General features: G+C 42.2%; 20 protein-coding genes. 2 read left to right on the top strand and 18 right to left on the bottom strand.

What is annotated here, in order from left to right; translation table 11 throughout:
* Positions 1–177 precede the first annotated feature (177 nt).
* Positions 178–453 carry a YtzH-like family protein gene (locus BW986_RS01955; RefSeq protein ID WP_076364622.1) on the top strand — a complete coding sequence of 92 codons (276 nt, stop codon included), beginning with the start codon at positions 178–180 and terminating at the stop codon, positions 451–453.
* Here the strand turns inward: BW986_RS01955 and BW986_RS01950 are convergent, their stop codons facing one another.
* From BW986_RS01950 to BW986_RS01915, 8 genes are all read right to left on the bottom strand, one after another.
* Entirely contained in the window at positions 454–1,236 is a 783-nt protein-coding gene (locus BW986_RS01950) for a phosphotransferase family protein (protein WP_076366247.1), read from the bottom strand.
* Positions 1,237–1,528: 292 nt separating this feature from the next.
* The gene (locus tag BW986_RS01945) at positions 1,529–2,560 is read right to left on the bottom strand and encodes a diacylglycerol/lipid kinase family protein (protein ID WP_142244515.1); all 1,032 of its coding nucleotides are present in this window, start codon (positions 2,558–2,560) and stop codon (positions 1,529–1,531) included.
* Positions 2,472–3,476 carry a hypothetical protein gene (locus tag BW986_RS01940; RefSeq protein ID WP_076364618.1) on the bottom strand — a complete coding sequence of 335 codons (1,005 nt, stop codon included), beginning with the start codon at positions 3,474–3,476 and terminating at the stop codon, positions 2,472–2,474. The genes BW986_RS01945 and BW986_RS01940 overlap by 89 nt, the downstream gene beginning before the upstream one ends.
* Before the next feature lie 21 nt (positions 3,477–3,497).
* Positions 3,498–4,055, bottom strand: a complete 558-nt coding sequence (gene thpR, locus BW986_RS01935; protein ID WP_076366245.1) for an RNA 2',3'-cyclic phosphodiesterase — start codon at positions 4,053–4,055, stop codon at positions 3,498–3,500.
* Between the two features lie 210 nt (positions 4,056–4,265).
* Positions 4,266–5,504 (bottom strand): Nramp family divalent metal transporter, encoded by a 1,239-nt coding sequence (locus tag BW986_RS01930; RefSeq protein WP_076364616.1) that lies wholly within the window; start codon positions 5,502–5,504, stop codon positions 4,266–4,268.
* Between the two features lie 212 nt (positions 5,505–5,716).
* Entirely contained in the window at positions 5,717–6,571 is an 855-nt protein-coding gene (gene dat / locus BW986_RS01925; protein ID WP_076364614.1) for a D-amino-acid transaminase, read from the bottom strand.
* 21 nt (positions 6,572–6,592) lie between these two features.
* Positions 6,593–8,005, bottom strand: a complete 1,413-nt coding sequence (pepV, locus tag BW986_RS01920) for a dipeptidase PepV (RefSeq protein ID WP_076364612.1) — start codon at positions 8,003–8,005, stop codon at positions 6,593–6,595.
* A gap of 377 nt (positions 8,006–8,382) precedes the next feature.
* Positions 8,383–9,720 (bottom strand): MATE family efflux transporter, encoded by a 1,338-nt coding sequence (locus BW986_RS01915; protein WP_076364610.1) that lies wholly within the window; start codon positions 9,718–9,720, stop codon positions 8,383–8,385.
* 466 nt (positions 9,721–10,186) lie between these two features.
* On the opposite strand from BW986_RS01915, the gene BW986_RS01910 reads away from it, so the two are divergent.
* The gene (locus BW986_RS01910; RefSeq protein ID WP_076364608.1) at positions 10,187–10,921 is read left to right on the top strand and encodes an SDR family NAD(P)-dependent oxidoreductase; all 735 of its coding nucleotides are present in this window, start codon (positions 10,187–10,189) and stop codon (positions 10,919–10,921) included.
* Between the two features lie 92 nt (positions 10,922–11,013).
* On the opposite strand, the gene BW986_RS01905 is transcribed toward BW986_RS01910, so the two are convergent.
* The 10 genes from BW986_RS01905 to BW986_RS01865 all read right to left on the bottom strand — a co-directional run bounded on the left by BW986_RS01905 (position 11,014) and on the right by BW986_RS01865 (position 19,601).
* Positions 11,014–11,499 carry a DedA family protein gene (locus BW986_RS01905; protein WP_076364606.1) on the bottom strand — a complete coding sequence of 162 codons (486 nt, stop codon included), beginning with the start codon at positions 11,497–11,499 and terminating at the stop codon, positions 11,014–11,016.
* 261 nt (positions 11,500–11,760) lie between these two features.
* Positions 11,761–12,309, bottom strand: a complete 549-nt coding sequence (gene lepB, locus BW986_RS01900) for a signal peptidase I (protein WP_076364604.1) — start codon at positions 12,307–12,309, stop codon at positions 11,761–11,763.
* A gap of 94 nt (positions 12,310–12,403) precedes the next feature.
* The gene (locus tag BW986_RS01895; RefSeq protein ID WP_260320578.1) at positions 12,404–12,787 is read right to left on the bottom strand and encodes a DUF1992 domain-containing protein; all 384 of its coding nucleotides are present in this window, start codon (positions 12,785–12,787) and stop codon (positions 12,404–12,406) included.
* Between the two features lie 516 nt (positions 12,788–13,303).
* Positions 13,304–13,522 (bottom strand): helix-turn-helix domain-containing protein, encoded by a 219-nt coding sequence (locus BW986_RS01890; protein ID WP_076364602.1) that lies wholly within the window; start codon positions 13,520–13,522, stop codon positions 13,304–13,306.
* Between the two features lie 10 nt (positions 13,523–13,532).
* Positions 13,533–14,015, bottom strand: a complete 483-nt coding sequence (locus BW986_RS01885; protein WP_076364600.1) for a DUF2975 domain-containing protein — start codon at positions 14,013–14,015, stop codon at positions 13,533–13,535.
* A 395-nt stretch (positions 14,016–14,410) separates the two neighbouring features.
* The gene (locus BW986_RS01880) at positions 14,411–16,300 is read right to left on the bottom strand and encodes an immunoglobulin-like domain-containing protein (protein ID WP_076364598.1); all 1,890 of its coding nucleotides are present in this window, start codon (positions 16,298–16,300) and stop codon (positions 14,411–14,413) included.
* A gap of 176 nt (positions 16,301–16,476) precedes the next feature.
* On the bottom strand, positions 16,477–16,887 hold the full coding sequence (locus tag BW986_RS01875; RefSeq protein ID WP_076364596.1) for a DUF4064 domain-containing protein: 411 nt from the start codon (positions 16,885–16,887) through the stop codon (positions 16,477–16,479).
* 129 nt (positions 16,888–17,016) lie between these two features.
* Positions 17,017–17,139: a hypothetical protein gene (locus tag BW986_RS30580; protein ID WP_260320567.1), complete on the bottom strand. Its 123-nt coding sequence runs from the start codon at positions 17,137–17,139 to the stop codon at positions 17,017–17,019.
* A 178-nt stretch (positions 17,140–17,317) separates the two neighbouring features.
* Positions 17,318–18,772, bottom strand: coding sequence for a uroporphyrinogen-III C-methyltransferase (cobA, locus tag BW986_RS01870; protein ID WP_076364594.1), 1,455 nt, complete (start codon positions 18,770–18,772; stop codon positions 17,318–17,320).
* 13 nt (positions 18,773–18,785) lie between these two features.
* Positions 18,786–19,601 (bottom strand): uroporphyrinogen-III synthase, encoded by an 816-nt coding sequence (locus BW986_RS01865; RefSeq protein WP_076364592.1) that lies wholly within the window; start codon positions 19,599–19,601, stop codon positions 18,786–18,788.
* Positions 19,602–19,798 lie beyond the last annotated feature (197 nt).

Below are 19,798 nucleotides of genomic sequence, written 5' to 3'. Positions count from 1 at the left end.
TTGATTTTTTCAGGAAACACACACTGACCAAATAAAAAAACTGCCGGCCATCCAGGCGACAGTCTCTGTAGTTTTCATGTATAAAACTTTCAGCAAAACACACCATAAATAAGTGAAGGGCAGGCGAGAACCGCCTGGGAATCCCTTGAATCATATTCAAGAAAGGAGAGGTATTATATGCCGCTTTCCCATGAACATCAAATGTCACTATTGAAAGATATATTGACCAACCATCAAACAGACTGCTGCGGATCCGTTTCTGAATGTGAACAGGTTGAAAGGCTCGTCAAATCATTAATGATCAATATGGAAATTGACAGCAATGTGAAAACGATACTGTCGGAGATTTACGAATACAGTCAGACAGGCATCGGTACCGCCGATTTAGATGCACATATTTCAACCCACCAGAACGACCTGTCCCAGTGGGTGGATGATATAGATCAATTCTGATCAGCCAACCATCAATAATGCTTCCAGTTTTTGCAGTAACTCATTTCTTTCCTCGTACCGCTTTCTGCGATGATGCCATTGGATGGAAAGCACAAGTTGTGAAACCGTGTGCCATTTCATCCTCATCTCCAGGCCTGCGTCAAGCTTCTTGCCGTAACGGGCAAGCCATTGATTCCACTCTTCCCTTGGGACATAAGAATACAGGAGTATGCCGAGGTCAATGGCCGGATCGCCAATGACCGCTCCGTCCCAATCAATCAGGAACAATCCGTCGGTTTCGGTCATGAGCCAATTATTATGGTTCACATCACAATGACAGACGACTTTTTCGTCGCATTCAATCAACAGGAGATTATTCTGTAAAAAATGGATGGCCTGCTTGATCATCGGAATATCCGTAACATCCGAAGATAACCCGGTTTCTATGTCTGTAAGTATACTTTCAGGTCGTAAAGGGGATTTCCCAAGCCTTTTGAGCATGCTTAACAAAGGATCGGATTGATGAATTTTTTGAAGCAGCTTTGCGACTCTTATATTGTTCATTTCCTGCTGAGATAGCTCCCTGCCTTCCATCCAATGCTGGGCCGTAATTACATCCCCATTTTCCAGGCGTTTTGTCCACATTAACTTTGGAACAATGCCCTCAGCCGAAAGAACAGCTAAAAATGGCGATGAATTTCGTTTAAGGAAGAGCTTCTGCCCCTCTTTCTCGGCAATAAAGGCTTCTCCCGTAGCTCCTCCGGCAGGGGATATATCCCACTCCTGACCTAATAAATGTTCCAACTGGTTCACCTTCGATTTCCTCGCTTAATCATACAAATGTGGGTACGTTCACCTAGTGTATGTATTACCACTACTTTGAGTCCATGTTTTATAAAAAATCCGCCTGCTGGCGAAGCTGCATATATACTTGCATCGGGATGATACCCGCAATTAAAAACATCCTCATTTTAGAGAAATAAAAAAATAGCTATTGAGCAATTAAACAATAGCCATAAATTAAATTTTAGTTGAAAAACGGTTTCTTCGTCAAGTACTATAAAACGATTATACTCATAAAACAAAAACAAATAAATCATTTCATATTTTTGCATGGGTCATCACCCTTGAACATGACGCGCATTTTCTCTTTCAGAACCATTGCAGCTACTTCATGCGTACCAACAATTTCCCCATCGGACTGGATTTTTACTGACCCTTGATTCTTCATTTTTATCATTTTACCGGAAAAAGAATCAACATTTTTAATGTTTAGGTGACCGCCCCAAAAAACGGTGATGAAGACGGTCAATAATTTCAACAAAGTAATATCATGGACCGCAATCACGTTCAACCTGCCATCATCCAGTTTTGACATCGGTGAAATTTTCATCCCACCGCCAAAGTAGGGCTGGTTCGCAATAACAATGAACCAAACCTTTTTCAAAAGATGCCGATCACCATCAATGATCAATTCCATGCAACTGGGCTTGTAAGTAAATATCTTTTTTATAAAAATGAACAGATAAATTAATTTACCCGCCCTGACAAAATTAAACCATTTTTTCAGAGGGGAACGTTCTGCTTCATCGGATATTTCAGCATCAATGCCCATTCCCAGGCAGTTCACGAAATAACCCGCCTTGCCATTCGTCTCGTACCGTCCAATATCAATGGCACGGAAGGCATTATCCTGAAATAAAGAAAGAGCTTCTTCCACACTCTCCGTTTTTTGAATGCCCCTTACATAATCATTGCCGGATCCAGCCGCAATTGAGCCGATGATAGCGTGAGGGAACCCGATGGCGCCATTTATCATTTCATTAATCGTGCCATCTCCCCCGACAGCGATCACCCTGGTATCCTGATTCGTCCCTGATAGAATTTCCTTCGTCAATCTTAGCGCATGCCCCTTTTCACGTGTAAAGAACACCTTATGGGGAACGGCTTTTGATTTCAGTATTTCCTCGGCTTTTTTCCAAATCTTCAAACTTTCTTCATTTCCAGCCATTGGATTGACAATGAAATATACCGTTTCATTAAGGTGCGGCATGCTCATTTCCTTCTGTTTGGTTATAATCGGCTTCCCATTCAGGTCGCAAGCTGGATGTAGTTTGGCAATATTCAAGCAATGCCTGCGCCCCTTTTAACTGCTGTGCCTTAAGAGGGGACGATATAGCCCGCAGCCTTTCAAACCATTCCGGGAAGGTCCGTTTATCCAATATCGTAATATCATAAGGGGCTTCGGGATAATCGACATATCCATTCCGGGATAAAACCACCTTTTTAATCGGCATGTTCACTTCATATAGCTCAAATAACCGGGAGACGATGTTCGTCATCCGATTTGCACCCAACAAAGGGCTGAGCACTTTTTTATCAGGATGCTTATGATGCCTTCGGACCCAGAACCGTTCACTCGAACCGATGAAAGCAGCGTCTTCTTCCGCTTCCAGAAAAGTGATGCACCAAGCATCAACAGGGGTCAATAAAATGACTTCGACTTCAACAGGCGCATTTTTCAATAGAAAGATAGGTTTATATAATACGAGAAACGTATCCGGAAAACGCTGCAGAAAAAAGCGGAGCCTCTCATCCAAAAAGAATGATTGGTCCACAAATGACTTTTCACGAAGCGTCGAACTCCCCCATTTCATTTGAAAACGGAGCAATTGATTTAAAAAATTTTGCTTTAATTCATCCAGACTGTCCGGCTGGAACGGAATTCTTAACGAAAAAACATTAGTATCTTCGATTTGGTTCGGTATTAGCAGTTCTTCCGCTTCTGCCTCCTGTTTACCTGACCGGTGGAATATACCTTTCACTTTTTTAAACAGGCCCTTTGAAGCTTCCTGAGTCGGATCAAATTTGACCTGCGTTTCACTTTCAGTATGTTCGCTATACAGCCCTAGCTCGCCCGCATTATAAGCAGCCTTTAATTTATCCCATTGCTGTTTTTTCAACCGTGCAAATTGTGTTGGATAACGATAAATATCCTGCTCATACCGTGAAATATAATCCTGCATCTTTATGAGCTGTGCCATTCGACCACCACCCATTTCTCTCTATTTTTGAAGGTTTATCGTGAAAATCTTTTCATATGAAGGGGAAGCTCCAAGATGTGTTTGATATAACGCAACCTGAACTGCCTCAAAATGCTTATCCTCCAAATTCGCTATCTGGCGAACGCTCTCCAACGAAAAGGGACTATCCCCCTCGAATTTTCTTGCAAGCGTAATATGAGGCTTAAACGGCTTTTTATCAAGTTCAAAACCTGCTTCGATACAAGAATTATAGACTTTCCTTTGAATGGAAAAAAGCCTTTCTTGCTGCTTGACGCCTGCCCAAAGGATCCTTGGACTCTCACTCTTGCCAAAACCGCCGATATCGCCGAGTTCCAAGCCGAATGAGGCCTCATTGGCAAGCTCGTTTTCCACACGCCTCAAAGCATCCTCTTTCAATGTATCGGGAGCATTGCCCAAAAATGCCATCGTAATATGATAATCGGCTGGATGCAGCCATTTCTTAAATGGAAAGTCTTGCTTTATTTGTTCCGTAACAGCATATAAATAAGCCTTAATATCATCAGGCAATACTAAAGCAAAGAAAAAATGAGTATTCATGGTCACTTACATTCCTTCCTGTTTTCCCTTTAATTTTACCATAATCCCCATTGCATATACCTTTTCCTGGGCTTCCTAATAAATATTCCCTCCTTCAGGAACATTCCCAATCTACCATACTATGAACGAAGGGTCGCATAAAACGAAAAATACAGCAAGAATAAAATAAAAAAGGACCAAAAAATTGGTCCTTTCCTGACATTTCTTCTTTTAGCTGAACAGTGTTTCGTACAGCAGGAACAAGTTCAGTCCAATGATAAGTACAGCTATAAGCCATGCGATGCCCGAGGTGATTTTATGGTTTACCAGGCTGCCCATGATTTTTTCATTGCTTGTAAACATGATCAATGGCACTAAGGCAAACGCGATGCCGAACGAGAGTACAATTTGGCTCATAACAAGTGCTTTGGATGGGTTCACTCCCCATAATATTATGAGCAGGGGCGGAACGGTGGTAATGACCCTTCTTAAATAAATCGGTATATGCCTTTTAATGAATCCTTGCATGACTACATCACCTGTCATTACACCAACGGATGAGCTGGATAAACCGGCAAATAATAATCCTATTCCAAAGAACATCGCGACTGATGGTCCAAGCATCGCACCGAATTGTTGATAGGCAACATCCAAGTCCTCTACAAGTATTCCATTCTTATGAAATAGGGCAGCTGAAACTATGACCATGGCGGCATTGATCGCGCCTGCAATCAACATGGCGATGACAATGTCAATTAGCTCAAAACGATAAATCCTTTTTCTTTCCAAATCGTTTTTTCCGACTATTCTTCTTTGAGTCAAAGAAGAATGAAGGTAGATCGCATGTGGCATAACTGTGGCTCCAAGCATACCGGCCGATAGTAAAATACTGTCCACTCCCTCAAACTTTGGAGTGAAGAGTCCTAATACAACGGCTGAAGTGTCAGGTTTTGCATAAAAAACTTGAGCACCAAATGCTATCACAACGACAAATATCATGACCGTGATCAGAGCTTCGAATGTTCGATAACCCCTGCGCTGGAATTCGAGAATGGCAAAGGAACCAATCGCTGCAATTATTGCCGAAGTGATAAGCGGTAAGTCAAATAGCAAATAAATCCCTAGTGCAGCTCCTATGAATTCAGCTAGGTCGGTTGCCATTATAACGGCTTCGGCCTGAATCCATAATAAGAAAGATGTTTTTTTCGAAAATCTTTCCCTGCATAGCTCTGGAAGGTTCTTTCCAGTGGCTATCCCCAATTTAGCTGATAGTGATTGGATTAGCACAGCCATTAAATTGGATGCGAAGATAACCCATAATAACGTATAGCCATATTTTGATCCGGCTGTAATATTGGTCGCATAATTCCCTGGATCAATATAGGCCACAGCCGCTATAAAGGCAGGCCCTAGATAGGGAAGCAGTTTTTTTATTCCTCTTGAAGAAGATTGATGCAACACATCGGACATATCTATTTCAACTCCTTTTTACACGCAACTCAAATTGTTGCGACAGGTAAACTTTTTAGGTTATTAGCAAGTATATTCCTGGTTCTTGAAAATGTCAAAAAGAGATGATTGCAAAAAGATGTAATTAACGTAAACGGGGATTCGGTGATGGCATCCGCTTCCGGCTACAAAGATAAAAACCCCTTTGCCAATAGTGGCAAAGGGGGTTTTATCTATTTAACGGAACCGCATTGCTTCTCGATTTCCTCGGAAAACAGTTTTTGCAGTCTTTTGGTTATCGGACCGGGTTCCCCGGCTGCAATCGATTGGCCATCGATATTAATAATTGGTGTCACTTCGACGCTTGTGCTTGTATAAAGGACTTCATCGGCTGCCATCATTTCCTCGACGGTGAAGGCCTCCTCGACATATGGAATCCCATGATCAGCGCAAAGTTTCAGCATCACCTGACGGGTAATTCCATTCAGGATCAAGTTTGTGGCCGGATGCGTTTTAAGTAGGCCATCCACCACGATTGAGACATTGGACGAACTTCCCTCCGTCACCGTACCATCACGATGCTGGATCGCTTCATCACAGCCGGCCTCTACCGCTTGCTGTTTAGCCATTATATTACCCAGTAGATTCAAGCTCTTGATATTACAGCGCAGCCAGCGTATATCGTCGGTGGTCACTGCCTTGACCCCTGGCTTGTTTTTTCCTGTATAAGGAATTTCCTTGGTATAGGCAACAAAGACCGGTTCCACCTCAGCCGTTGGAAATGAGTGTGTACGCGGAGATACGCCCCTTGTCAGCTGCATATAGACGATACCGTCCTTCAGTTGATCTTCAGCGATCAGCTCTTCCATGCGGGTTTTGATTTCCGCTGCAGTAAAGGCAACTTTCATCTGTATCAACTTCGCACTGTCCATCAGCCGGTTCAGGTGCATGTCCCCCGCAAATAATTCGCCATTATAAACCCGGATGACTTCATAGACGCCATCTCCGAATTGATATCCCCGGTCTTCAATATCTACCTTTACTTCGGACCTGCTTTTTAGGTCGCCGTTAAAAATGATTTTCCCCATGTCTTTCTCCCTCTTTGCCTCTTATTTAGCCAATTCATGAATGGCACGTGCATAAATGGACGTAGCCTTAAGCATATCTTCAATATCAATATATTCATCTTTCTGATGTGCAATGTCTTCGCTTCCAGGGAAAAGCGGGCCAAATGCAACGCCTTCTTTCAATGAACGGGCGTATGTGCCGCCGCCAATCGAAAGGAGTTCAGCTTTATCACCTGTCTCCGCTTCATAAACTTCCTGCAGCGTCTTGATCAAGAAGCTTTCACTGGCCACAAAATGTGGAGTTGAATGCGAATTGGTCTTCACTTTCAAATTATATGCCGCAAGTCTTTCCTCCAATGCCGCCTTTTGCTGTTCCCACTCAAACGTCACCGGATAACGCATGCTGAAACCAATCGAGCTGTCACCTTGTTTAGAATAATTGAAAACGCCGGCATTGACCGTCAATTCCCCTGTTTGCTCATCCGAATAAGCCACACCCAAATTATTTCCGCGGGAATCTTCAAACAAACGATCCTTTACGAAAGTGAAGTAGGCTTTCGCATGCGGATCAAGAGTAAGATCAGCTAAAAATACGGCTAAATGCAGACCTGCATTCTTTCCATTTTTCGGTTCCATCGCGTGTGCCGAGACACCGATCATTTCAAGCAGCACTTGATTTTTTTGCGGAACTGCTTGGCCCCTCAATGAGTATTTTTGCAAATAATCCTGATAGTTTGCCGCCACTTCAGCAGGGTTGGCCGCTTCCACAATGGCCGTAGCAAAATCCGGTACCATATTCGTCCTTCGACCTGAAGAAAATTCCATAACATTCACTTCAGAGTTCGTGCCATTTCCTGCATCGGCAGGGTGTATAACCGAGAAATCCCAGATTCCTTTTTCCGCACTGATGATCGGGAAGTCAGCATCTGGTGCGAAGCCGATCGAGGGCATTTCCTCCACTTCAAAGTACCGGTCAACGCAGCGCCAGTTCGATTCTTCATCGGTTCCAATGATCATCCTCACACGTTTGTTCAAAGGTTCTCCTAGCTCCCGGACCAGCTTCATCGCATGATAGGCAGCCATCGTCGGCCCTTTATCATCGATTGCCCCGCGAGCATATATGCGGCCATTGCGGATTTCAGCACCGAACGGATCCGAACTCCAGCCATCTCCCTCAGGTACCACGTCGACATGGCATAATATCCCGATTAACTCCTCGCCTTCACCCATTTCGATATGACCAGCGACATTATCGACATTCTTAACAGTAAAACCGTCTTTTTCGCCTAATTGAAGCATGAAATCAAGCGCTTCCTTCACACCTTTACCGAATGGGGCCTCCTCTGTCGGATCTTCTTCATCCAATACACTTTTTATTTTCAATAAGTTTTGTGTGTCCAGTAATAAGTCCATTTTCCGTTTTTCAACTTCTTCTCGCCAATTCAATTCACTCAAAATACGACAACTCCTCTTTTATATATATTTTTCATTTTATCACTTTTACTACCTGATTCGCCAAGCGTTGCTACCTATTCTTCGTATTCCCGTATTATCGCCAACATCAAACTACCGAAAATTCCCTGCATTTTTAAAAAAACATCCTCTTTTATTAAGGCTGTTTTCGTATACTTTGTTGCTATTCACCAAGAAATGCGGTGTGGTTGATTTCCCCTCCATCGCTCGCTTTCCGCGGGGCGGGCGGTGAGCCTCCTCGGCGTTAACGCCTGTGGGGTCTCACCTGTCCCGCTGCTCCCGCAGGAGTCTCGCACTTCCGCTCCAATCAACCTTAAATCGTTTCGTTTTAAAAACAATCTTTACGAAAAGAGCTTTTATTAAAAAGAAGATGATTTCATTAGACTATCGGCATCCATAAGCTTTGCCACTTTTCGGTTCAGCCTTGGGATGTATAGAGCTAAAAATACGGAACGCCCTAAACTGAAAGCCAGGAATGCAAGCCATAATCCATGATTGCCATGATTGCTGACCGCTGTGAATTGGACAAGTAGAAAAGCGAATAGTGCAAGGAGCATTGAGTTCCTTACTGGAACGGCTTCTGTGGCACCGGTAAACACTCCATAAAAAATGAGTCCGATAAAGGCACTGAATGGGAATAGGACTATCCAAAGTCCATATTCATGGGCAAGTTCGATGACGCCGGGAATGTCCGTGAAAAGGAGAATGACCCTATCGCTGAATAGATAGTAAGATGCGGCAAGTATGAACGAAGCATACAAGCCCCACCGCGCCGATAGTGAGAGTGTTTTTTTATAAAGGTTTATATCTCTCGAACCAATCGCCTTCCCGACCAGAAGACTCGACGCGTTCGCGAAGCCATCAAAGCAATAGGCCATCAGGTAATGGATTTGAATGAGTACGGCATTGGCCGCCAGTGTCTCTGTCCCGAAAGTGGCTCCCTTGGCCGTAAAAAGATTGAAAACCGTGATCAGGCAAATGGTCCTGATGAATAAATCCCTGTTGACCACCATCATTTTTTTCAAGGAAGCCCGATCGAACCCCTCCCGGAATGAAAATGAATCCGGTACGTTAACCGCTTTCCGGATGACCCATAGGCCCAGCAAAAAAGCGGAAATCTCTGATATCAATGAAGCGGCAGCAACCCCTGATACAGACCACGAAAAGCCATTTACAAAAACGAGGCATAAGACAATATTGATCACATTCATGAAAACTTGAATGAACAAAGATGTTTTTATCCTGGATTTCCCGATTAACCAGCCTAAGATGACATAGTTCAATAATGCAAAAGGTGCACCCCATATCCTGATGCCGAAATAATCTGCGGCGAAGGCGGAAACGTCCGAATCCGGACCGATTGCACCTAACGAGATATTCAAAATGGGTTTTTGGATCACGATAAAAAGCAGGCCGATGATCGCTGCAATGAAAAAAGGCCGAATCAAGGCCATCAGGCTTTGCTTTTCATCCCGTGCCCCCTCCGCTTGTGCAGCAAAGGCAGATGTACTGACCCGCAGAAAACCAAAAAGCCAATACATCGTATTAAAAATTATCGTTCCGACAGCCACCCCGCCAATATAAGCGGGATCACTCAACTTTCCAACCACAGCCGTATCGACCGCACCGAGCAAGGGCGTACTCATCGTCGAAATCGTAAGCGGGATGGCCAAGGAAAGATACATTCTGTTATTCATAAAATGATGACCTCCTATGTACATAAAAGTTCTGAAAAGTCAGAATTGGAATGACGTTATAAAAATTTGTATTCAAAGTACAAAAAGATTGCAGTGTTCAATTTTAATCACTAGAATTGAACATATGGTGCACCCGACATGCATGAGATGCCTCTACAAGATTACTTGTGAATTGTTTCAAATAGAACGGGTAAAACTATTTTGGATATTGATAATTTACGGTTTCAATATTAGAAGATTGAAAGATTGATACTGCTTTCAACCAGCATCAGTTATGGGAAGTCCATTTTTTCCACAGGCATTCATGCACTTTTTATCCAGCAAGAAAAAGGAAATTCGGAAGCCGGAAAATAAAATGCTTGACGGATTTCCGAAGGAGTTATAGTATTGCTCGTTGATAATATTACTTTTGAACCATGCTTGAACATATATTCATCGTTATAACAACTAATTAGGAGTGATCATGATGGGAAGATTAACTGATAAAGTGGCCATTATCACTGGCGGAGCATCTGGTATGGGCAAGAAAATGGTAGACCTATTCACAAAAGAAGGAGCACAAGTCATTGCTGCTGATATCAATGAAAAAGCTGTAGCTGTTGTGAATGAACTGGATAATGTCCATGGAACTGTACTTGATGTATCTTCAGACGAAAGCTGGAAAAAGGTGACGGACGAAGTTATCGCTAAATTTGGCAAAATCGACATTTTGGTAAACAATGCCGGTATCTCAACAGAAAAAGGCATCAACGATACAACATTGGCCGATTGGCAGCTAATGTTAAGCATCAATGGATTTGGACCATTCCTTGGAATGAAACACGTTGTTCCTCACATGGCTAAAGAAGGTAAAGGCGCAGTTGTAAACATTTCTTCCTTCACCGCTCAAATCGGAATGGGCTTAAACTCTTACTCAGCTTCAAAAGGTGCCGTTCGTGCTATTTCCAAGGCTGCCGCAACGCAATATGGCCGCATGGGCGTCCGTGTCAATGCCGTATTCCCTGGTATCATCGAAACACCAATGACTCAAAAATTAGAAGAGTCAAAAGAGTTAGTCAACCAAATGATCAAAGCAACTCCATTACAACGTTTAGGTCAGCCGGCGGATATTGCAAATGCCGTGCTTTATCTAGCATCCGATGAAGCTTCATATGTAACTGGTGCAGAGCTTGTCATCGACGGCGGATACTCAGCTCAATAATTATAGGCAGAAGAAATGGAAAATCCCGTTTCTAAAGATCCAGAAACGGGATTTTCTGATTCCAATAAAGAAATTTGGTAAGTTGAAATGAGTTACGTTAAAACACCAATGAAATAACCAAAAGTCGTAAATACCAAACACCAGCTGAAAGCCCCTGCTCCTGCAAAGATAAAGTACTTTCGTTTCCCCATTCCATTCATCCCGGAAATGTAACTGGCGAAGTGACGGACTCCTGGGATGAAATAGGCTATGATAATGGTCCAAGGACCGTATTTATTGAACCATTGCTCCAATCTCTCCAACCTCGCGGGGGTCATTTTAATCCACTTGCCATGCTTCCTCAAAAAAGGCTTCCCCACCTTTTTTCCGATGAAATAACTGACAAGCATCCCGGATATCGACCCAAGGAAACTGACAAGGAATGCTCCCTGGACATTCAAAACGGAAATGGATGACAAATAGCCGACAAAAGTCATCATGAACTCATCAGGTACCGGCAAGCCAATAATCCCAATGGCCAACAGTCCATATATCGCAAAATAACCATAGTTTGATATTAAATCTTTTACTATATCCATCTAAAGTACTCCATCTCAGCACCCTATTTTAAAGTAATCCATTTTCTTATGCGGGCCTGGGTAACGTGATTACTCCTTTTTAATAGGATAACCTAATTTAACCCAAATGAGTGGATTTTCATAAAAAAAATAGAAAAAAAAGAAGAATGGACACGTTTTTTGTTGAAATGCCTGTATGATCATGCTAATCGAAGTTTCCTCTTTACGGAAATGAAAAAACGGCAACAATAAAGCGGACTCTATACCTGAGTCCGCTTCTTCTTAATTAACTAGCTTTATTTCATTGATTGGCCAATACACTAGATTCGCCTTGCCTACAATTTCATCGACGGAAATCGTGCCTATTTCACGACTATCCAAACTATTTTGGCGATTGTCCCCCATAAGGAACAACTGGCCTTCCGGCACTGTCATGCTGCCTGTTAAATCTTCTAGCTTGAAGGATTCAGTCAGCGGCACCCCTGCCATCTGATTCTTATATTTGTCCAAGTAAGGTTCTTCATAAGCTTTCCCATTAATATAAAGCGTATCATCTTTATATTCAATATGGTCACCTGGCAGACCGATAACCCTTTTTATATAATCTTTATCTACCGTTGCATGAAAAACGACAATATCAAACCGGTCTATATTATCAATATTCGTTCCAAACTTGGTAAGAACAATTCTCTCGTGGTCTTGCAGAGTCGGCATCATTGACTCACCGTCCACGACAATCGGTGCAAAAATATACGTTCGAATTAAAAAAGCTAGAATGACTGCAATCAATATCGCCTTTATCCATGAAAAAACTTCTTTTCTTTTTTCCAATCGAAGTCCCTCTCTCTATTTTTTATTCATGTCATTATATCATAATCCTTTAATGATCACGTCATACAAATACCTACATTTTACGCACTAACAATTACTTCCATTTCCCATACTGAATTTCGATGCTTTCCAACTCTATTTCCCTGCGCTGCATTGTGGCTGGACAAATCGCATTATATGTACGGACTTTCTCATTTATCTCATCCATTCGTTTCATTAATTCAGATTCCGTTCCATTCATTTTTTTCAATTGAACCAATCCGGATAGCTCTTCCCGAATTTCCTTTTGCCATTTTATCCAAAGCGGAAGGTATCCGGCATCCTTGGCCTTCGTCAAGAAGTTGTCATATATATTTCCCGATAGCGCCGACTCCGGAAGCGGTTTTCCAAAGCCAGGATTATTCTTCAGCCCGCCGTCCCTTTCATATTCCTTAAAAATCTGATCCATCCAGTTCACATGCCCGTGTTCTTTGCCCATAAACATTCCCCCTTCAGATCACTTTTAATTACATGTATTTACAATTATAACATTTTTATCAATATCCACTCCACCCTGGAGAAACAGTCGCTGAACACTTTCTACTATTATATATGCATATCTTTCAGCCAAACACATTCATGCAGCAAAAAAAAGGATCCCCCTATTGCGTAACGGGTTCCCTTTGAGGTGCAAACATTGCAAATCTCATCATATTTTTGTCACTAATATCAAGGGAATTCTCTGATTAAATAACATCAATAAACGCAAAGAAGGGATAGCTTAATGGCTATCCCTTAAATTCCTATCGACTACCTTTAATTAAATAAATTTGTTGTCTATTTTTATAGCTCTTTTCGCAAAGATTGTTGTTTTTAAAACGAAACGATTTAAGGTTGATTGGAGCGGAAGTGCGAGACTCCTGCGGGAGCAGCGGGACAGGCGAGCAATGGAGGGGAAATCAACCACACCGCATTACTTGGTGAATAGCAACAAAGTATGCCAAAACAGCCATTTTTATTGAGTGTCTTCGTCGCTTTTGTATTCCAAAATATCACCTGGCTGACAATCCAAAGTCTTGCATATCGCTTCTAATGTTGAAAAACGAACCGCTTTTGCTTTTCCATTTTTCAGAATGGAAAGATTCGCCATAGTAATTCCAACCCTCTCCGAAAGCTCCGTTACGCTCATTTTTCGTTTTGCTAACATCACATCAATATTAATAATAATTCCCATATCCTCCACCTCAGACCGTCAAATCATTTTCTGATTTAATGTTAATCGCTTCTTTTAGAAGCCGTTGGAGGACAGCAGCAAATACAGCGATAACGATAGAGGCGAAAATAATGATCAATCCGATTGGTATGAAACTTGGAGGGTCAACTCTCTTCCCCATGAGATAGTAGAGCGGCATACCTAGCAGATACAAGGTACTGATTGTGATGGCACAGTATTTTATATTCTGTAATGCTTTTACCGATAATGCCGAGAACGCTTGGTTCTTATCAATATAGCTTAAAAGTTTAAAAGCCTGATAAAGAGCAAAGTAAAAAGGAATCGCTGCTGCGTACATATCGATTATAACGAGAAATTTCATATAAGCCATTTTTGGATACAATTCTCCAGCAAAATCCCCAATCTTAGGCACTAAAAATATGCACAAAGCGAGAATTGGGATTCCAATAAGAATAACAGCCATCTTCAAAAAGAGTGTTGTTCCTCGTTTCATAAAGTCACCTCACTTATTTAATGTCAGTTTTGACTTTACCACGCGTTTTATTGTTTTACAATAAATTATTATTGTTATCAAAATATCCTTTTAATTTCGACAAAAATGCATTTCTCATTACAAAGAAATGCTCTTACTTTAAAATGTTAAATTTACAACTTGTTCAACAAAACTTCCAAATAGTTTAATAAAGTAAATCAACAATGAAAGATAACAGAGCCTACTTAAAATAAATAAAATCCTTCGTAATTCACAGTTAAATTCGCACTGTACAATACTTATTTCCATATTCGAGAAAAAACATCAAAGAGTGTAGTAATATCAAGGAAATAAAAAACGTGAATTCATGTGTGAATTCACGGTAAAAATGTATTGTGAAATTGACTTTTTCCCTTCTATTTAACAGTGATTTTCCGTTTTACTTCTGCCTTGTTCTTCGATTTATCCGTAACTGTGTAAGTCAATGTATAGGTGCCTTTTTTCTTCGTATTCACAGTTCCTGTTATTTTGATCTTACTTGTTAAACTTCCATCAAGATTATCTTTCGCGGATACACCTGATTTAGGATTGAATGACGAGTTATAGGCAATGGTTTTGCTTTTTGCACCGGAAATGACCGGATTGGTGCTGTCTACGGTAATCTTTCTTGTGACTGCCGCAGTATTTTTCGATGAATCAGTGACTGTATACTTTAATGTATACGTTCCTTTTTTCTTTGTATTCACCGTACCTGTCACCTTTATTTTACTAGTCATGTTGCCATCCAGGTTATCTTTCGCGGATACACCTGATTTAGGGCTGAATGTCGAATAATAGCCGACGGTTTTACTATTGGCTCCCGAGATGACTGGCTTGGTGCCATCTATCGTGATCTTTCTTGTGACTGTCGCTGCATTTTTCGATGAATCGGTGACCGTATACTTCAATGTATAGGTCCCCTTTTTCTTCGTATTCACTGTACCCGTCACTTTGATTTTACTAGTCAAGCTGCCATCGGCATTATCCATGGCATTCACGTTTGTTTTTGGATTGAATGAAGAATTAAGTTTGATGGTTTTATTCCCGGCACTTGAAATCACAGGCTTGACTTTATCATAAACGGTTATTTTCCTTGTGACCTTGGCAACATTCCCAGCTTTGTCAGCTACCGTATAAGTCAAATTATAGGTGCCCACTTTCTTGGTATCCACCTTACCTTCCACACGTATGGCACTCGTTAAGTCACCATCTTTATCATCCTTCGCCTTTACGCTGGTTTTAGGATTGAAAGATGAGTTGAACGGAATCGATTTACCAGCAGCACCTGAAATCACAGGCATATTCGTATCCTTGATGGGCAGGACAGCCGATGGCCTATTGGAGATGTAAGCCGATGAAACATACCCCTTAATACTCTTGTCTTCCGTTTGTACAGGGTAAAAGACAAATTTATTTCCCTTGGATTCGTGATAGACAAAATCCCCTGTGACGATCAAGCTTGTATTGGGCGGCACAAGCACCGCTCCTGCCGTAGTGCTTATTTCTTTCCTGATATTTGCACTGGATGTCGTCACAACTTTGTCTCCTGCCTTGAACCAATAAACAGAGTCATGCGTTTGGTCTGTCAGTGTGTATTCAAGATTTTTAAAGATGATATTTTCTGTGCTTTCCCGGTCATATTGAAAATCCGTTGTTTTGAATGGATATTTGGCCAGTTTTGTGCCATCCAAATAACTTTGCTTTTCTATCTCGGAAAAAACTTCCTCTTGGTAGGCATTAGGATTTATTTTACCGTTTTCCTGGTAAAGAGGACTGTTAACCGGTTTTGTCCCATTGTATGCCATGACAGGGAAATACCAATTTTCGATGACCCTGCGTCCTGCACCTTTGATCTTGGGCAAATCCCTTCTTGAATACATGCCACTCAGTACCTCGACGCCTGCCTCTATATTGTAGACTATATCATTTTCCAGCTTTTTCTGGTCATACCCACTTTTATTGGTAAGCTGCATAAGACCGGTACCGCCATCGCCTGATATAATCGGTTTACCGTCCTCATTAAATTGCCTCCAATCCCCGTTTTCCTGCGTAGCCACCGCTTTTACAACTTCAGGAGGGATTTCGGCCTCTATTGCCGCATTCGTCAGTAAGCAGTTAATCTGCTTATGGGAAGGATTCACATTGGATTGAATCTCACCGAATGATGAACACGCATTGGTTATTCCAGACTCCGCAAAAGCCTGTCCATTGAACAAACCGAGCGTTAAACAGGTCAGTGCCCCAACCTTCATTAAAGGTATCTTCATCGATCGAACTCCAGTCTATCTATATTTAAATCTATAATAATAGTAACATGATAGACTGGTGATTGCAGGTATAAAAAGGTATATTCCCCTAAAATATCCCCACAGTACAAAAGGAGCTTACCCGCATTTTCGGGACAGCTCCTTTGTTCTCAACTCACACTATGTACAGTGTCGGATCAAACGATCACTTCCACCGTTTCCCTCGGCTTCCTTACAAGGCACATAATGCCCGGTATGATGAAGAAAATAAGCGGCCACACATGAAAGATCGTCAGAATGCCCGTAATGATCAATAAGATCCCGGCTCCCTTCGCTTTGCCGCCTTTTAATAGAAAGATAGAGATCAAACCGCCCGCCAATGCAATGAACAGCGATATGACTCCCGCCCATAGTATGCCCATGAACAACTTGATCGACATATCTACCTCAGACGAGGAAAACTCAGAATCTGTCATTAAAGAGTAGTCCATCATTTCTTTCATATCGATACTGTTGACATAAACGGCCGCTATGATCATCATGATTAAAAAAATCGCAGCGATACCTACGCCTATGATACTTAATACGAATTCCCATGTCCGTTTCATTTACTTCGCCTCCCTGGAAAAGTCACTTATATATAATACCCAATCTGTGAAGGAATAAAAGACTTTTATTCCTTACTCCTCAAATCCTATGAAGGTCCATTGTCTGACCAAATCCATTAACACCCACCTCTACCCTAATGACCAGAAGAAAGGGCAGTCTATCATCATTTTTTTCAATCGTTCATGTAATTCATCTCTTTTAATTTCTAAATTATTCATCTTTGTCATATGTATATCGCCAATATTAAACATGAAGTCACCCCCCATTCCTGAAATCCCCAATAAAGGCAGTAAGTGCGGGCTGTTATTAAGGATTTCCAGATTCTCCCGTAATTAAATGATAACACGATAGGCCATAATACTGAACGCAAACAACATTTCAACAGGTATGAATAACGAATCCCCACCAAAGGAAATAGACTCTGTTTTATCAGAGCCTAGAGACATTCCTATTCAAGATTAACTCCACCAATTGTTCGACAGACGGTTCTTTCGGCATCATGTCCAATGTAAATCCATAGTCTTTAAGTCTATTGCCGGTACTTTCCCCAATTACCCCGATGGAGGCTTGGTTTAGAAGCCCTTCAACATCCACGTCTGCCTTTTTCCCATATTGCATCAGCATATCAACTGAATGCCGATTCGAAAATAGTACCGTTCCGACAGCTATCCCTTCCAGCATTCTCGGAAGGATTTCAAGAAATCTTTCATCGACGGATTTATCGACTGATTGAAAATAGTCTCCGTCCCCATGAGCCGGATCTCTTTGATCTCTGTTTCGATCTCCAACAACCAACAGGGTTCCGGCTTCCGACATCTCGGATATGAGCTCGGCCATCAGTCCCCGTTGCTGTAAAGCCTTTTTCGATTTCCTTGATAACACATAAAGTTTAGAAGAAATCCGGCGGAAATCAATAGCATGTTCAGTAAGTGAATCCAAGAATCCATGGACACTTTCGGGCGAAGTGAAGAGAATCCGATCATACAAAAGAAATGAGAGCAGCTGACTTTCATCTATTTTCACTTTAGCCGCATTCCATTTAGGAAACTCGATGACTTCGCCGCCAAGCTCATGCAGGGTTTCTGCCAAGGAGCTTTTTGCCGTCCCTGTCCGGGCCACTAAAAATCGTTGCCCAAAAAGTGGCTTCTTTTCGAACCATTGCAGTTTTCCCCTTAGTGAAATGATATCCCCGACCAAGGTTATTGCAGGATTGCCAAGCGACCTTTCACTTACCCTTTCGACGATATCATCCAAGGTCCCCTCGACACTTTCCTGTCTTCCATAAGTGCCCCATTGTATGACGAGTGCCGGCGTATCCCTCGGCTTTCCATGATTGATCAAATTTTCACGGATATACGGAAGGTTGGCCACACCCATATAAAAGGCAACCGTATCGATACTTTTCACAAGCCCGTTCCAATCCATATCCTTCTTCGTTTGGTCATGGCCCGTCACCATCGCAAAGGAACGTCCATAATCCCGATGCGTGACGGGGACTCCCGCGTACATGGATGCAGCAATGCTGGAAGTAACCCCAGGAATGACTTCAAATGGAATTCCCACATCTATCAACGATTCAGCTTCCTCCCCAACTCTTCCAAAAACGGATGGGTCCCCGCCTTTCAAGCGAACGACCCGATGCCCTGCCAATGCTTTGGAAACAAGCAGCTCATTGATTTCCCCTTGACTGATGCCATTCGTATAAGGTGTCTTGCCACAATATATCAATTCACAATCGAGGGTGGCAGCCTCCAACAGCTTGGGATTAAGCAATCTGTCATATAAAATGATGTCCGCCTTTTCAATCGCTTTTTGACCTTTTACGCTAATAAGGCCCACATCACCCGGACCAGCACCCACAAAAAAGACCTTGCCCTTGGTCATGCCGAACTCACCCCTATCTGCTTGCTATTCCATGATAATATTTCACCAGCTCCACCATTGCACTGCCCATCCGCTGATCTTCAGGATATATGACCCGCTCGATCCCTTCATCGATTACAACCTGCGCCGTTACCTTTCCGACCGCAAGAGCGATTACATCTGATGCAAACAGGTCGGTTATCTTATCCTCCACACCTTGTTCACGAACAAATCTCATTAAATTTCGCGGCTGCGGTGCACTCGTGAACACAACCGAATCAATTTTGCCTTCAAGGATTTCTTGGATCAGCTGCTGCATCGTTTCTTTTTCAGGCGGTATATGTTCATATGGCAGGATTTCTTTATGTTCCACTTTTTGTTCATCCAACCAGTTCATCAAAAGAGGCGCCGGATCGCCGTGAAGCTGCAAAGCGACCTTTACACCTTTAGGCAGATGGCCTTCCAGATTGCGAACAAGCCCTGCCGTACTGCCATCATCATCCCGGATTAATGGCTGCAGGCCAAGCTTTTTCAGCATATTCACCGTTTTATAGCCCCTGGCTGCAATTTTCATGGACTTTAAAGCTTCTATGAAACGATCTCCCGCTTCCATCTTCACTGCCGTTTTATATAATAATTCCGTCCCCACTCCCGTCGTAAGGATGATCCAATCGAACTCCCCTGCCATCAACCGGGTGACATCCTCTTCCAAATGGGAATCATCCAGGAATACCGTCCCCTGTGCCGGGCGAACGAGCGGGACTCCTCCAAGATTTTGAACGATTTTACTAAGTTCTTCCGTCTTCCGCGCTCCCAATAAAGCAACGGTCCTGCCATTAAGCTTACTCATCCATGCCCCTCCTATATGTACATTCAATTGAATCCATCTCAACCATTATACAAATTTTCAGTCTTTGAAACTATAAAAAACGAATTCCATATCAAAATCAACGCTTTTTCTTTCTCATATCCTATATAGATTCAATGGATTAGCAGCATTTTTCTTCTTATAAGTCCCATACTCGTGAATTTCGGGCTTTTACTCGT

The sequence above is a fragment of the Peribacillus simplex genome (genome assembly GCF_900156045.1).
GTDB classification, from domain to species: Bacteria; Bacillota; Bacilli; order Bacillales; family DSM-1321; genus Peribacillus; species Peribacillus simplex_D.
Note: the sequence above shows the minus strand (reverse complement) of the source record. Positions and strands in the feature narration are given on the sequence as shown.